The 14,345-nt window shown below is 67.9% G+C and carries 14 protein-coding genes and 1 pseudogene; 7 read left to right on the forward strand and 8 right to left on the reverse strand.

Translation table 11 applies throughout. The features are described from left to right. Positions 1-661 (forward strand): annotated as a pseudogene (locus RMO30_RS08915) (GMP synthase (glutamine-hydrolyzing)); the annotation flags it as partial. 516 nt (positions 662-1,177) lie between these two features. Then, positions 1,178-1,612 carry a type II toxin-antitoxin system VapC family toxin gene (locus tag RMO30_RS08920; protein ID WP_309712187.1) on the forward strand — a complete coding sequence of 145 codons (435 nt, stop codon included), beginning with the start codon at positions 1,178-1,180 and terminating at the stop codon, positions 1,610-1,612. Positions 1,613-1,669: 57 nt separating this feature from the next. On the opposite strand, the gene RMO30_RS08925 is transcribed toward RMO30_RS08920, so the two are convergent. From RMO30_RS08925 to RMO30_RS08935, 3 genes are read right to left on the reverse strand one after another with little or no spacing between them, the layout of a single operon-like run. Next, positions 1,670-2,485: a Bax inhibitor-1/YccA family protein gene (locus RMO30_RS08925; protein ID WP_309712190.1), complete on the reverse strand. Its 816-nt coding sequence runs from the start codon at positions 2,483-2,485 to the stop codon at positions 1,670-1,672. A 9-nt stretch (positions 2,486-2,494) separates the two neighbouring features. Continuing rightward, positions 2,495-3,058 (reverse strand): hypothetical protein, encoded by a 564-nt coding sequence (locus RMO30_RS08930; RefSeq protein WP_309712193.1) that lies wholly within the window; start codon positions 3,056-3,058, stop codon positions 2,495-2,497. After that, a complete protein-coding gene (locus RMO30_RS08935) occupies positions 3,051-3,395 on the reverse strand; it encodes a DUF4190 domain-containing protein (RefSeq protein WP_309712196.1) in 345 nt (114 codons plus the stop codon). Before RMO30_RS08935 ends, RMO30_RS08930 begins: the two co-directional genes overlap by 8 nt. Before the next feature lie 25 nt (positions 3,396-3,420). On the opposite strand from RMO30_RS08935, the gene RMO30_RS08940 reads away from it, so the two are divergent. Together RMO30_RS08940 and RMO30_RS08945 are read left to right on the forward strand one after the other, a co-directional pair. Then, a complete protein-coding gene (locus RMO30_RS08940; protein ID WP_309712199.1) occupies positions 3,421-4,416 on the forward strand; it encodes a glycerophosphodiester phosphodiesterase family protein in 996 nt (331 codons plus the stop codon). 12 nt (positions 4,417-4,428) lie between these two features. Then, positions 4,429-6,777, forward strand: a complete 2,349-nt coding sequence (locus tag RMO30_RS08945; RefSeq protein ID WP_309712202.1) for a UvrD-helicase domain-containing protein — start codon at positions 4,429-4,431, stop codon at positions 6,775-6,777. Positions 6,778-6,841: 64 nt separating this feature from the next. Here RMO30_RS08945 and RMO30_RS08950 read toward each other — a convergent pair whose 3' ends face one another. The 3 genes from RMO30_RS08950 to RMO30_RS08960 are packed head-to-tail and all read right to left on the reverse strand — an operon-like array spanning position 6,842 to position 10,044. Further along, positions 6,842-8,068, reverse strand: coding sequence for an MFS transporter (locus tag RMO30_RS08950; protein ID WP_309712205.1), 1,227 nt, complete (start codon positions 8,066-8,068; stop codon positions 6,842-6,844). Positions 8,069-8,078: 10 nt separating this feature from the next. Beyond that, positions 8,079-8,972 (reverse strand): hypothetical protein, encoded by an 894-nt coding sequence (locus RMO30_RS08955; protein ID WP_309712207.1) that lies wholly within the window; start codon positions 8,970-8,972, stop codon positions 8,079-8,081. A gap of 13 nt (positions 8,973-8,985) precedes the next feature. Further along, positions 8,986-10,044, reverse strand: coding sequence for an SPFH domain-containing protein (locus RMO30_RS08960; protein ID WP_309712210.1), 1,059 nt, complete (start codon positions 10,042-10,044; stop codon positions 8,986-8,988). 105 nt (positions 10,045-10,149) lie between these two features. On the opposite strand from RMO30_RS08960, the gene RMO30_RS08965 reads away from it, so the two are divergent. Next, positions 10,150-10,680 carry a hypothetical protein gene (locus tag RMO30_RS08965; protein WP_309712212.1) on the forward strand — a complete coding sequence of 177 codons (531 nt, stop codon included), beginning with the start codon at positions 10,150-10,152 and terminating at the stop codon, positions 10,678-10,680. 54 nt (positions 10,681-10,734) lie between these two features. On the opposite strand, the gene RMO30_RS08970 is transcribed toward RMO30_RS08965, so the two are convergent. Then, the gene (locus RMO30_RS08970) at positions 10,735-11,724 is read right to left on the reverse strand and encodes an aldo/keto reductase (protein ID WP_309712214.1); all 990 of its coding nucleotides are present in this window, start codon (positions 11,722-11,724) and stop codon (positions 10,735-10,737) included. 25 nt (positions 11,725-11,749) lie between these two features. Then, positions 11,750-12,493 (reverse strand): oxygenase MpaB family protein, encoded by a 744-nt coding sequence (locus tag RMO30_RS08975; protein ID WP_309712217.1) that lies wholly within the window; start codon positions 12,491-12,493, stop codon positions 11,750-11,752. A 129-nt stretch (positions 12,494-12,622) separates the two neighbouring features. Here RMO30_RS08975 and sucC point away from each other — a divergent pair, with 129 nt between their 5' ends. Both sucC and RMO30_RS08985 read left to right on the forward strand, forming a co-directional pair. Further along, positions 12,623-13,792, forward strand: a complete 1,170-nt coding sequence (sucC, locus tag RMO30_RS08980) for an ADP-forming succinate--CoA ligase subunit beta (protein WP_309712220.1) — start codon at positions 12,623-12,625, stop codon at positions 13,790-13,792. Between the two features lie 48 nt (positions 13,793-13,840). Continuing rightward, positions 13,841-14,345 (forward strand): CoA-binding protein (locus RMO30_RS08985; protein ID WP_309712223.1); only part of this gene is annotated, 505 nt, incomplete at its 3' end.

The raw sequence follows: 14,345 nt of genomic DNA on the forward strand, positions 1-14,345 counted from the left end.
CGAGTTCATCCGCACCTTTGAGGCGGCCCAGGCCGACCTGGTCGCCGAGTTCGCGGCCGAAGGCGATCCGATCCGGTTCCTCGTGCAAGGCACGCTGTATCCGGATGTCGTCGAATCCGGGGGTGGCAGCGGAACCGCCAACATCAAGAGCCACCACAATGTGGGCGGGCTGCCCGACGACCTCCAGTTCGAACTGGTCGAACCGCTGCGCACCCTGTTCAAGGACGAGGTTCGGGCCATCGGCCGTGAGCTCGGGTTGCCGGCGGAGATCGTGCAGCGCCAGCCGTTTCCGGGGCCAGGACTCGGGATCCGCATTGTCGGGGAGGTTACCCGTGAGCGCCTCGATCTGCTCCGCGAGGCGGACGCGATCGTCCGTGCCGAACTGACCGCCGCCGGGCTCGACGCCGAGATCTGGCAGTGCCCCGTCGTGCTGCTCGCCGACGTGCGCTCGGTCGGAGTGCAGGGCGACGGCCGCACCTACGGGCACCCGATCGTGCTGCGGCCGGTGTCATCCGAAGATGCGATGACTGCCGACTGGACGCGCCTGCCCTACGACGTGCTCGCGAAGATCTCCAACCGCATCACCAACGAAGTCGCTGGAGTCAACCGGGTGGTTCTCGACGTGACGTCGAAACCACCCGGCACGATCGAGTGGGAGTGAGCCGGTTGCTCACCTCACCTATGCCGCTGCTTCACCCGCAGGTTTGACCTGCCCCAGGTTTCCCGGATACCTAGCATCGGACTGAATCGCCCTGGGTTTGGTTCCGCTTCCTATTGGAGGATGGATCATGCCCCTCCGCGCGCGCGAAGCACGCGCGGAGTCGGTAACAGGGCTCCGATCTACTTGCCCCTCAGTTGCGCGGCCGCCCGGTGACCTCATAGCATCACAAGTTCTGATGCTATGCTGTCAAAGTGAGAACGACGGTAACTCTCGACCCTGACACGGAGTCGCTTGTGCGGCGCCTGATGGCCGAACGAGGTCTGTCCTTCAAACGTGCGTTGAACGACGCCATCCGGGCGGGAGCGAGTGATCGCCCTCGAGCGCCGTTTGCCACCCGCACGAAAGCGATGGGTGCGCCGGCCGTGAATCTAGACCGTGCGCTTCAGATCGCCGCCGACGAGGAGGACGAGGAACTCGTCCGCCGGATGCGAGCAGGCCAGTGAAGCGAGCCGGCGGGTGAGAGTCGTCGACGCGAATGTGCTGCTGTACGCCGTCAACGAGGACGCTTTGCATCACACGTCGTCCCGAACCTGGCTCGACCGCGCTCTCGGGGGAGCCGACACCGTCGGGCTGAGTTGGCTCGTCTTGCTGGCCTTCGTGCGGCTGTCGACGAAGCCGGGGTTGTTCGAGAGGCCGCTCGGGATCGATGAGGCTCTCGAGCAGGTGCAAGCCTGGATCGGCGCGCCCGGCGCGGTCGTCGTCAGCCCGGGATCGGCCCACGCCGACCTTCTTCGTCGAACTCTGGCCGACTTAGGCGTCGGTGGAAACCTCGTCAACGATGCGCATCTGGTCGCCCTTGCGCTCGAGCATCACGCAGACGTCGTGTCATACGACAACGACTTCTCACGTTTCGCGGGCGTGCGATGGAGAACACCCGACGGTCTGCTCTGATCAGAGGGCGTGTGGTCTCGACACGCCGCGTACGGCGGCTACTCGACCACCCAGGGGTCAGTTGCGCGGCAGGAAGTACGACAGCAGACGCAGGATCTCGAGGTAGAGCCAGACGACGGTGACGATGATGCCGAAGGCGGCCGTCCAGCCATAGATGCGCGGCTGACCGGTACGCACCCCCTGCTGGATGTAGTCGAAGTCCATCACGAGCGAGTAGGCAGCGAGCAGGACTACCAGGATGCCCAGCGGGATGCCGAGAGGGATGCCCAAGATCTCGAAGTCGCGCATGCCTCCGAACGAGTCGACGACGCCGGTCATCATGAGCACGACGTTGATGAGCGAGAAGGCCGCGTAGCCGACGATCGCGACGAGGAAGATCTGGGTCGCGCGCTTGGATACGCGCACCTTGCCGTTGGCGAACAGGGCGAGGGTGACGCCCACGACGCCGAGCGTGCCGAGCAGGGCCATCGGCACGATGCCATCCCACATCTGGGAGAAGAACATCGAGACCCCACCGACGAGCAGACCCTCGGCGAAGGCGTAGGCGAGGATCAGCCCGGGTGACGGCTTCTTCTTGAAGATGTTGACCAGCGCGAGCACCAGACCGGCGATGAGACCGACGATCGCGAGCACCGGGAACACCCAGCCGATCGCCGCACCGACGAGCAGCACCGCGAAGCCGGCGAGGGTCTTGAAGATGGTGTCCTGGTAGGTCATCCGCTCCATCTGATCCGGAGTGGCATCCGGCAGCCCGTAGTGCTCCTGAAGCTGTCCGGGCGTCGGAACGGGGGGTACACCGTTCTGGCGGGCAGCGAGTTTCTGGGCGGCGACAGCCGAGAAGGCGGGGGAGTTGCTGAAAGCAGGATTGGCCATGAGAAGAGCTTACGGAGCGGATGCCGCGGATTTCCTGAGCTTTCGCCGACGGCGCACATCGCGGCCCCGCGCCTGGGCGACATGCACCGCGCGCGCAGCGAGCGCCGACAGCATCATGATCGTCGCCATCGTGCCGAGAGCGGGCAGCATCAACGAGTACGACGGGAAGAGCGGCGCCACCAGGACCGCCCCGGCGATGACGAACAGCAGCGTCGGGTAGCTCGCCAGCGGACGGTGCCGCACGAGCAGCCAGCCGAGGTAGGGGAACACCAGAATCCACAGCCACCCCGGCCCGGCGAGCAGCGCCCACATCACGGTCGTCGACGGGATGAGGGCCCACACCCGCCGCCATCCGGCCGACGGCAGAATCGACCATCCGGTGATGTGCGCGACGGAGCCGGCGTAGAGCAGGGCGGTCGCGAACGGGCTGGACACGCCGCCCCCCGCGACAGCGAGCCCGCCCGCGACGATCAGCAGCAGGCCGCCGAGCAGCCGGGTGCGGTAGCCGCCCCAGCGCAGGGTCAGGGCAACGGTCGGCTCACGCCAGCGGAACGTTGCTGGTGCGTCAGGCATTTGTCGTGACGAAGGTGATCACGAGCACCGCCAGAACGACGAGCCAGATGTAGCCGAGCACCACGGCGATCCAGGCCGGGATGAGGCCACGTTCGCCGGTGATCTTGATCTGCGACACCGCGATATGCCCGAACAGTGCGGCGAGCGGGCTGAGCAGGCACCCCAGGATGAGGGCGAGCACCGCGAGCACGTTGACCCGGCGCACCTCGTTCTCGGGGTCGGCGCTCAACGCCGAGGGCACCACACCGGCCAGCGGCACGGCGGTGCGGGTACCGCAGTTGATGCAGTACTTCCAGGCGGGTTGCAGCTCCCGGTCGCAGTTCGCGCAGGTTGCCATGAGGCGTACAGATTATCGTGAACGGATGCGCCCACCTCGCCCCCTTGTCATCGGGCATCGTGGAGCAAGCGGCTACCGGCCCGAGCACACCCGTTCGGCGTACGAGTTGGCCATCACCCTCGGCGTCGATGCGATCGAACCCGACATCGTCGCCACCCGTGACGGGGTGCTGGTGCTGCGGCACGAGAACGAGATCTCGGGCACCACGGATGTCGCGGCTCACCCCGAGTTCGCCGACCGCCGCGCGACGAAACGGGTCGACGGCGTGAGCCTCACCGGCTGGTTCACCGAGGACTTCACCTGGGCCGAACTCAGCACCCTGCGGGCGACCGAGCGGCTCCCCCAGGTGCGACAGGCCTCGGCGACGTTTGACGGCACCGAGCCGATCCTGCGGCTGCGCGACCTGCTCGAGATTCTGGATGCCGGAGCTGAGCGCACCGGACGCCCGATCTCGGTCGTGGCGGAGGTGAAGCATCCGACGTACTTCGCCTCGATCGGCCTCCCGCTCGACGAGCTGATCGCCGACGAACTGAAGGCCTGGGATGACGGCCCCCGCATCATCGTCGAGTGCTTCGAGCAGACGGTGCTCGGCGAGATCCGGGAGCGCGGGGTGCGCGGGCGGTTCATCTACCTGGTCGAGTCGCGCGGCTCGGCCCCCGACCTGGTTGCCCGGTTCGGGGATCAGGCACTGCCCTACTCGGCGCAACTGACGGATGCCGGGCTCGCCCGCCTCGCGAAACAGGTCGACGGAGTGAGCGTTGACAAGTCGCTGCTGCTGCGCCCGACGGGGGCTGCGCTCGTCGCCCGGGCCCACGCCGTCGGGCTCGACGTCTTCACCTGGACCCTGCGGCCCGAGAACCGATTCCTCGCGCCGGAGAACCGGGTCGGCAAGGGCGCGCGTGACTGGGGCGACTGGCGCACCGAGTTCGACGCGATCCTCGGCACCGGTGTCGACGGGATCTTCGTTGACCACCCGGACCTCGGGGTTCAGGCTCGGGCCGAGGTCACCGGCGAAACGTAGAATCGACCCACGATGAGCACCCCCGCACCTGACGACCGGCTGCTGGAGGGGCTCAACCCCCGGCAGCGCGAAGCGGTGCTCTACCGCGGAAAGTCCCTGCTCATCGTCGCCGGTGCCGGCTCGGGCAAGACGAGCGTGCTCACCCGCCGCATCGCGAGCCTCCTCTCGAGCGGTGAGGCGACGCCGCTGCAGATTCTCGCAATCACCTTCACCAACAAGGCCGCCAACGAGATGCGCGAACGCGTGCAACACCTCGTGGGCCGGGCCACCGACGGCATGTGGATCTCGACCTTCCACTCCGCGTGTGTGCGCATCCTGCGGCGCCAGGCCGAAGTGATGGGCATGAAGGCGGGCTTCACGATCTACGACTCCGCCGACAGTCGGGCGCTCATCAAGCGCATCGTGAAAGAGCTGGATGCCGACACCCTCAACCTCACGCCGGGCATCGTCGCCAGCAAGATCTCGAAGCAGAAGAACGAGCTCGTGGATGTCGACACCTACGCGCGCAACATCAACACCGACGACCCTGCCGAGGTGGCGTTCCTCGAGATCTACCGGCGGTACACGGCGGGGTTGCGTCGGGCGAACGCGATGGACTTCGACGACCTGATCGGCGAAACGGTACACCTGTTCCGGGCGTTCCCGGATGTCGCGGCGCTCTACCAGCGGCGGTTCCGGCATGTGCTGGTCGACGAGTACCAAGACACCAACCACGCCCAGTACGCGTTGATCCGCGAACTGACCCGGCCGATCAAGCCGCAGCATGTTCCCGAAGACACGCGGATGGCCGTGGACGCTTCGGGCGGGCTGCCCGGGGCCGCGCTCACCGTCGTCGGCGACTCGGATCAGTCGATCTACGCGTTCCGCGGCGCCGACATCCGCAACATCGTCGAGTTCGAGCGCGACTATCCCGACACCAAGACCGTGCTGCTCGAGCAGAACTACCGGTCGACGCAGAACATCCTCGATGCCGCCAACGCCGTCATCTCGAACAACTTCGACCGGCTTGAGAAGAACCTCTTCACGACCGTCGGGGCCGGGCACCCGATCATCGGCTACACCGGATACTCGGGGCACGACGAGGCGCAGTTCGTGGCCGACGAGATCTCGGCGCTGCACTCCGCGGGAACCCCGTACCGCGAGATCGCGGTGTTCTACCGCACCAACTCGCAGACCCGGCCGCTGGAAGACGTGTTCATCCGCTCGGGGCTGCCGTACAAGATCATCGGCGGCACCAAGTTCTACGAGCGCGCCGAGATCAAGGACGCGATGGCGTATCTGATCCAGGTGGCCAATCCCGCCGACGACCTCGCGCTGCGCCGCATCCTCAACACCCCGAAGCGCGGCATCGGCCCGGCGACCGAAGCGGCGCTGCAGGCGCACGCCGACAAGATGGGTGTCGCCCTGCGGGACGCGCTCGGGGATGCCGGGCAACTGGAACTCGGCCCGAAAGTCACCCGGGCGATTCTCGACCTCGGCGAACTGCTCGATGAGGCCGAGGCTCAGCACAACGCGGGAGGGAAGGCTGCCGACATCCTGCTCGCCCTGCTGGGCGGATCCGGGTACCTCGAGGCGCTGCGCGCCACCCGTGACCCGCAGGATGAGGCGCGCATCGAGAACGTCGAAGAACTCGTGTCGGTGACGAAGGAGTTCGCGAAGAACAACCCGGATGCCGGCCTGCTCGAGTTTCTCACCGAGGTGGCGCTGGTCGCGGCGGCCGATGAGATCGACGACGAATCCGGGTCGATCTCGCTGATGACGCTGCACACCGCGAAGGGCCTCGAGTATGACGCCGTATTCCTCACCGGGGTCGAAGAAGACCTGCTGCCGCACCGCATCTCGTCGGGCGAACCCGGCGGCCTCGCCGAGGAGCGCCGGCTGTTCTATGTCGGGATCACCCGGGCGAAGAAGCGACTGTTCCTGTCGTTGTCGATGACCCGGTCGTCGTTCGGCGACACGAGCGTCGCGATGCCGAGCCGCTACCTGCAAGAGATCCCGGCGGGCCTCATCGACTGGCGGCAGTCGCCCGGAGATGCGACTTCGCGCGGCGGTCAGCGTCCGCGGGCGCTCAACGCTCGGGGCTACGCGGGCGGCCCAGCGCGCGGGTTCTCGTACTCGACCGAACTGCCCCCTGCCCCGCCGCGGGTGAAACGGGAGTGGGCATCCGAGATCACCGGAAAGGTGCGCGACAACGGCGACCTCACGCTGGATGTCGGCGACCGCATCCGTCACACCGATTTCGGCGAGGGCCGCGTCGTGGCGGTGACGGGTCAGGGCACGAAGTCGATCGCCGAAGTGCAGTTCGACACCGCGGGCAAGAAGCGCCTGCTCATCAAGATCGCCCCGATCGAGAAGCTCTGACGGCTATTTGCCCAAGTTGGCGGACTTTCCGCGTCAAAGGTCAGCCATCTTGGGCAAATAGCCGTCACGCCGAAGGGGGTGCGGGCCGCAGCCGCGCGGCGACGGCGGCGAGGGCGATGCAGACCAGCACGAGGGTTCCGGCAGCGAGAGCAACGGCGGCGGGGATGCCGACGAGCCCACCGAGCACGGCGACGAGCACTCCGCTGCCGACCCGGAACCCCATGTTCGTCGTGTTGAACGCTCCGATGAACCGTCCGCGCCGCGCGGGAGGCGCCTCCAGTTGCACGACCGTCTGCGACGTCGAGAGGGAGAGGATCGAGGCCGCACCGGCAACTACGAGCAACGCGAGGCTCAGCGGGAACACCCGCGAGAGCGCGAACCCCAGGATGCACGCCGCGAAGACGAGTTCGCTCAACGCCGAGACGAGGGGGGTCGCCCGCAGATGCCCGACACTCTCGAGCACGAGGCCGCCGGTGACCGCGCCAACGCTCAGCGCGACGAGCAACAGCCCATAGCCGAGGCCCGACTCGACCTGACCGAGCAGTTCACCGAATTCCGGCAGCAGCGGCATCAGGGCGACGCCGATGAGCAACCCGACGGCCCCCTGCAGCGCGATGACGAGCAGGATGTTGGGGTACCGCGGCAGATCGCGGACGGTTGCGAGCAGCTCTCGCAGCCGTACTCGCGGAAGCACCCCGGTCGTTCGGCGCTGGTGGCCGTCGAACGGCGATAGTGCGAGGTGGATGAGGAACGGGAGGTAGAACAGCGCGTTGACGAACATCCCCCAGGCGGGCCCGATGGTGAACAGCAGCACCGCGCCGACGGCCGGACCCACCAACATGCCGAGGCTCAGGCCCGTCGCCATCAGCCGCACCGCGCTCGGCAGAGTCTTCTCGCCGACCAGGTCGTAGAGCATTACCTGATTCGCCGGATGCCACAACGCACTCGCAAACCCGTGCACGAGCAGCAACACCACGCAATGCCACGGCTGCAGCGCCTCGTACAACAACAGCACACCCCAGGTGAGGGATGCGACGACGAACAGGCCACAGGAGATCTGAATGATCCGCCGACAATCGAACCGGTCGGCGAGCCCCCCGAACGGAATCGAGAACAGCAGGTGCGGCAGCCAATGGCTCACCACCGCGAATCCGGCGAGCAGCGGCGACTCGAACAGCTGCCACATCACGAGGTAGGTGATGGCGTGCTCGGCGTTGTCGCCCGCCATCAGCAGTGACCCGCCGCTGAGGTAGCTCTTGTACCAGCGCGCCCGTAGCGCGGCGAACTTCATATGACGAATTTCACGCGACGACGAGGGCGAGGCGGTGCTCGCTGGTGCCGACGGTGAGGTGTTGGCCCCAGGCGATCGACAGGCGGTCGTGCTCGATGCCGTCGCCGAAGGCCACGAGCAACTCCGACTCGGCGACCAGCTCGAGGCGCTGGGACGCCAGCAGGGCCCCGAACTCGAGTACGCGCCCGGTGGCAGGCGACGGCCAGGCTTCGCGCACGAACCAGGCGAGGCCATCGGATGCCGCTTCCGGCAGCCAGTCGAGCAGCTCGCGGTCGTTGGCGATGGACGACGACCACCCCGTGCTTCCCGTTCCGGTACCGACGATGATTCCCGACGACGACTGCCGTTCGGTGCCGCGCTCCGGAACCGTGAGCGTGTACCGCGACGACTGATGGCCGGGGTCGCCGAGGTAGAGGTCGTTGAGCGCGGTAAGGGTCTGCCCGTCGTCGAGGGTCGCCTGCACCATCGCGCGTTGCTCGATCGTCGCCTGGCCGTGCCGCACCCGGTCGACGATCGCGGCGCCCGCGGTCGGCTCGTGCCGCACGAGCACCCCGGCGTTGCGACCCGGCTCGGGGTTCACGCCGATCACCGGCTGCCCCGAGAGGTACTTCGCCACGTTGGCGACGAGACCGTCCTGGCCCACCGCGACGACGATGTCTTCGGGGGCGAACAGGTAGCGGTCGAGGTCGGTGCGCTCGACGCGAGCCTGCCGCACATCTGCGGGCAGGCTGGTGGAGACCAGGTGCAGCGCCGCTTGGATCGCCTCGTGGCGGGCGACGACATCTTCGATCGACCGACCGCGGGAGCGGAGAAAGAACTCGGCCTGTCCGAAGGTGGCGTGCCGGTCGAGCAACTCGTCGTACTCCGAGCGACGGCGCACGAACACCACGCGGACGGGCAGCACGATCGCTCCGGCGTCAGCGCTGGTCGGGGGCGGCGTCGGAAGCTACCGGCGCTGCGGGGGCAGCCGCCGCCGGCTCCGGAGCAGCCGCAAGCCGAGACAGCGCCTGGGTGAGCACATCCGGTGTCAGGTTGAGCGTGCCGATCTCGGGAAGGTGCTTCGCCAGCTCCTGGAACGCGAGGGCCGTCAGCAACGTCGGCTGCACTCCCGCGTAGGCGGCGAGCCGCGCCGCTTCGGAATCGGCATGAGCCGCACCGACGACTCGCGTGCTGTCGGCGCGCGCGGCAGCCTCGAGCTTCGCCCGCTCAGAGCTCGCCTTCGCGGCGATGAGGGCCGTCGCGGCCTCCTCGGTCGCGCGGCGCTGCGAGTTCGCGCCCTCCTGTTGCACGAGCTGCTGCTCGCGCGTCGCGAGCTCGATCTTGCTCTGCAGTTCGTTCTCGGCGATCGTGCGCTCACGTTCGACCGCCTGTGCCCGCCGCTCGTACGTGGCGGCGTCGGCATCCTGTTGTACCCGCTCGCGAACCGGCGTCTCGAGCGCCCGTTCCAGGTCGGCTTGCGGGCGGATCGACACGATGCGTACCGCGACGACGATGACCGATGTCTCGGCGAGCCGCTCATCGCCGGCGAGACCGGAGGCCGTAACCGCACGCACCTTCGGGATGCCGGCGCCGAGCACATCCACGAGGTTCAGCGACGAGATGTGCTCGACCGCGTACTGTTGCGCGAGTTCGGTGATGCGCGTGCCGACCTGCTCAAGCGGCTTGCCGATCCAGCGGCCGTGGTACGGGTCGATCGAGAAGTCAATGCGTCCTGCCGCAATCACCGGGTCGGCGAAGCGGTAAGTGACGGTCGCCTGCACCGACACCTCCTGAAAGTCGAGAGTGCGGGCGCCGAACAGCATCGAGAGTTCGTTCTCGGCGATCGGCACCTCGCTGATCGCGGCGTTGAGCGCGCGGAAGTAGAACGCGATCCCGGGGCCGCTGTGCACGATTCGACCCCGCCGCGCGTGGACGATGTGGCTGGTGGGGGTGGAGCGCAAGTGACGGGCGAAAGCGAAGCGGCGGATGTCGGCCATGCCGCACAGCCTAGAGTGCGCGGCACTCTCGCTCGAAGGCCCGTTACCCCTAGGCTGGGGCCGCCCGGCTCAGCTGGGACCATTCAGTTCAAAGGAGAACACCGTATGGCTGCTGTAACCAACTCGCGCCGGTCGATCGCCGGCGTCATCCTTGCGATCGCAGGCGCGCTGCTGCTGCTGAACATCGTGCTCGGCCTGGCCGGAGTCACGGCGCTCGGCGTCTGGCTGGTCTTCCTGGCCTACCTGGCGATCGGCGTCGCGTTGCTGATCCTGGCGATCTCTTCGTTCAAAGGCACCATCACCCGCATCGCGCTGATCGTCGGCGCCGTCGGCTGGCTGCTGCTCGCGCTCGGGCTCGTCGTCGCCCTGCCGGCTCCGCTCGGCACGATCGCCGCGATCGCGGCTGCCCTGGGCACCCTCGTGGGCGCCATTGCGCTCTACATCGGCAAAGAGGTCACCAACCAGTCGGCGCTCGCGTTCGTCGTGACGGCGATCGTCGCGGCGATCATCCTGCTCGCGGGAGTTGCCGCGACCGCTCTCGGTGTCTTCGGAACCGTTCTGGCGATCGTCTTCGCCCTCGGCCTGCTCATCACGGGCGTGCTGTTCGCGCGTTCGCAGGGTTCGCGCGGCCGCTAACCCGCAGCACCAAACGCTGGTGGCTCGGCTCCGGCCGGGTCACCAGCGTTTGCTTTACCAGCGGTTGTGGACTGATCCCCGGATGCGGCGGTCGTACAGGTCGCGCACGGCGGCGGTGAAGGCATCCCCGAGCGGGGCGACCGATCCCGCTGCCGCGTTGCCCTGGGCCTGCCCGACATTGCGGGCCCCCGGGATGACGGTGGTCACGCCCGGCAGTTGCGCGAGCCAGGCGAGTGCTGTCGCGGCCGGCTCGAGGCCGTGTTCGCGGGCGAGCGCCGAAAACTCCCGCGCGGCCTCGACCCCCTCGTCGAAGTCGACACCCGCGAAGGTCTCGCCAACGTCGAACGATGAGCCGTCCCGGTTGTAGCTGCGATGATCGTCGGCCGCGAACGTCGTGTCATGGTCGTACCGACCGGAGAGCAGACCGCTCGCCAGCGGCACGCGGGCGATGATGCCGACTCCCGCCTCCTGCGCGGCCGGCAGCACGGCGTCGAGCGGCTTCAGCCGGAACGCGTTGAGGACGATCTGCACCGTCGCGACCCCCGGACGGGCAATCGCCGCGAGCGCCTGCTCGGCGGTCTCGACACTCACGCCGTACGCGGCAATCGCCTGCTCGGCGACGAGGGTGTCGAGGCCGTCGAAGACCTCGTCCGACGCGTACACCTCGTCGGGCGGGCAGTGCAGCTGCACGAGATCGAGGGTGTCCGTCCCGAGGTTCGTGCGCGACCTGTCGATCCAGGCTCGGAAGTTCGTCATCGAGTAGTTCGCGGCCAGTTGCGGCACCCGCCGGCCGATCTTGGTCGCCACGAAGACCTGGCCGCGGAGGCCCTGAGCGTCGAGCCAGGATGCGATGCGCTGCTCGCTGCGGCCGTCGCCGTACGCGTCGGCAGTGTCGTACATCGTCACGCCCGCGGCGAAGGAAGCGTCGAGTACGGCGCGGGCGTCGCCGTCATCCACGGAGCCCCAGTCGGCGCCTAGCTGCCAAGTCCCGAGGCCGATGACCGAGACGGTGCGGCCGGTGCGACCCAGAGTTCGTGTGTCCATGCATCGAGCCTAGACAGCAGACGTTTCAGGTGCGGCGAGGGTCAGCGAGCAGCCGCCGTGACGGCAATTCGAGCAGACGCCGCGGCGCCAGCCGGACGAGCATCCGCACCACACCCACGACGGTTCGGCCGCGTCGCGGATGATCCGGCAGGTTGTAGGCGTCGCGCAGTCGCGCGGGCAGCAGCACCGCGGTGAACTCGCGCGCGGCCGGGAGCGCAAGGCGTAGCCACCAGGGCGCCGCGCGCGCCGCGAGCAGCTCGGCTGCAACGGCACGGGCGGCGGGCCCGACCTCGAGCGTGGGGAGGGCGGCCTCCCAGTAGCGGTCGAAGGCCGCGCGGTCGGCGGGCCAGGCGTGACGTGGTAGCTGCAACGACATCCCGAGCTCGCCGCTCGCCGCGTACACCTCCGCGGCGAGCTCGGCCGGAAGAGGACCGTGCAGCAATTCGTGCACCTGCATCCCGGTGTGAGCCAGGGTCGCGGTGACCCACAACTGCAGGCCCGGATCGCGGGCACCCGTCACCCGGGTATGCGCCGAGTCGACGCGTCGCACGGCCAGAGCGTGCTGCTGCGGGGAGCCGAGTTGTACTGCGTATACGTAGGCGAGGGTCTGGCGTAACCGCCTGAGCGGGTCACGGGCGAAGGAGCTGCTCTCGGCGACTCCACGCGCGACCACCGGGTGCGCGAGCTGCAGCAGGATCGCGGCGAGCCCGCCGAACACCAACGACGAGTCGGCTGCGTACCGCCGGAAGGCCTCGCTGCGATCGGACATAGGCCCATGCTCGCAGGGGTAGGCTGTGCGAGGCTGAAAAGTATCTTGACGTCGAGTTATCTCGATGTCGAGAGAAGACGGCCCCGCCACCAAGCATCCGCTCCCCTCCAACGGAAGAAGAAGTTCAGCGTGGATCTGTACGAGTACCAGGCCCGTGAGATGTTCGAGAAGCACGGTGTTCCCGTGCTCGCCGGCATCGTCGCAGAGACTCCCGCCGAGGTGCGCGCCGCGGCGGAGAAGCTCGGTGGCGTCACCGTCGTCAAGGCGCAGGTGAAGACCGGTGGTCGCGGCAAGGCCGGCGGCGTGAAGGTCGCGAAGACCCCCGCGGATGCCGAAGAGGCCGCGAAGGCGATCCTCGGTCTCGACATCAAGGGTCACATCGTCAAGAAGGTCATGGTCGCCGCGGGTGCCGACATCAAGGAGGAGTACTACTTCTCCGTGCTGCTCGACCGCGCGAACCGCTCCTACCTGTCGCTCGCCTCCTACGAGGGCGGCATGGAGATCGAGGTGCTCGCCGAGGAGCGGCCTGAGGCACTTGCCCGCATCGAGGTCGACCCGGTCGCCGGCATCGACCTGGCGAAGGCTACTGAGATCGCGGTCGCGGCGAAGTTCCCGGCCGAGATCATCGACAAGGTCGCCCCCGTCATCGTGAAGCTCTACGGCGTCTACGCCGCCGAAGACGCCACCCTCGTCGAGGTGAACCCGCTCGTGCTCACCGGCGCCGGCGACATCGTCGCCCTCGACGGCAAGGTCACGCTCGATGAGAACGCCGGATTCCGGCACCCCGAACACGAGGCGCTCGAAGACAAGGACGCCGCCGACCCGCTTGAAGCGAAGGCCAAGGCGCACGACCTCAACTACGTGAAACTCGACGGCGAGGTCGGCATCATCGGCAACGGCGCAGGCCTCGTCATGAGCACCCTGGATGTCGTCGCCTACGCGGGCGAGCGGCACGGCGGCGTGAAGCCCGCCAACTTCCTCGACATCGGTGGGGGGGCCTCGGCTGAAGTCATGGCGGCCGGGCTCGACGTCATCCTCGGCGACCCGCAGGTGAAGAGCGTCTTCGTCAACGTCTTCGGCGGCATCACCGCGTGTGACGCCGTTGCCGAGGGCATCGTCAAAGCCCTCGAGATCCTCGGCGACAGCGCCACCAAGCCGCTCGTGGTGCGCCTCGACGGCAACCGGGTCGACGAAGGGCACGCGATCCTGCGCAGTGCGCGCCACCCCCTCGTGACCCTCGCCGACACCATGGACGACGGCGCCGACAAGGCCGCGCAACTCGCCGCCACCGCCGGTTGAGTAGCCGCGCAGCGGCGTATCGAAACCAGACTTCGAAGGACTAGAAACATGTCGATCTTCCTCACCAAGGACTCCAGGGTCATCGTCCAGGGCATTACGGGCGGCGAGGGCACCAAGCACACCGCCCTGATGCTCAAGGCCGGAACCCAGGTCGTCGGCGGCGTCAACGCGCGCAAGGCCGGCACGACCGTCGAGCATGACGGCGGCGTCACGCTGCCGGTCTTCGGCACCGTCGCCGAGGCCATCGCCGAAACCGGCGCCGACGTGTCGATCGTCTTCGTGCCCCCGGCTTTCGCCAAGGACGCGATGATCGAAGCGGTGGATGCCGGCATCCCGCTGCTCGTCGTCATCACCGAAGGCATCCCGGTGCAAGACACCGCCGAGGCTTGGGCCTACGCGAAGGCGAAGGGCACGACTCGCATCATCGGCCCGAACTGCCCCGGCATCATCACGCCGGGGGAGTCGCTCGTGGGCATCACCCCCAACAACATCACCGGCAAGGGTCCGATCGGCCTCGTGTCGAAGTCGGGGACCCTGACCTACCAGATGATGT

It is taken from the genome of Pseudolysinimonas sp. (assembly GCF_031389465.1).
GTDB lineage: Bacteria > Actinomycetota > Actinomycetes > Actinomycetales > Microbacteriaceae > Pseudolysinimonas_A.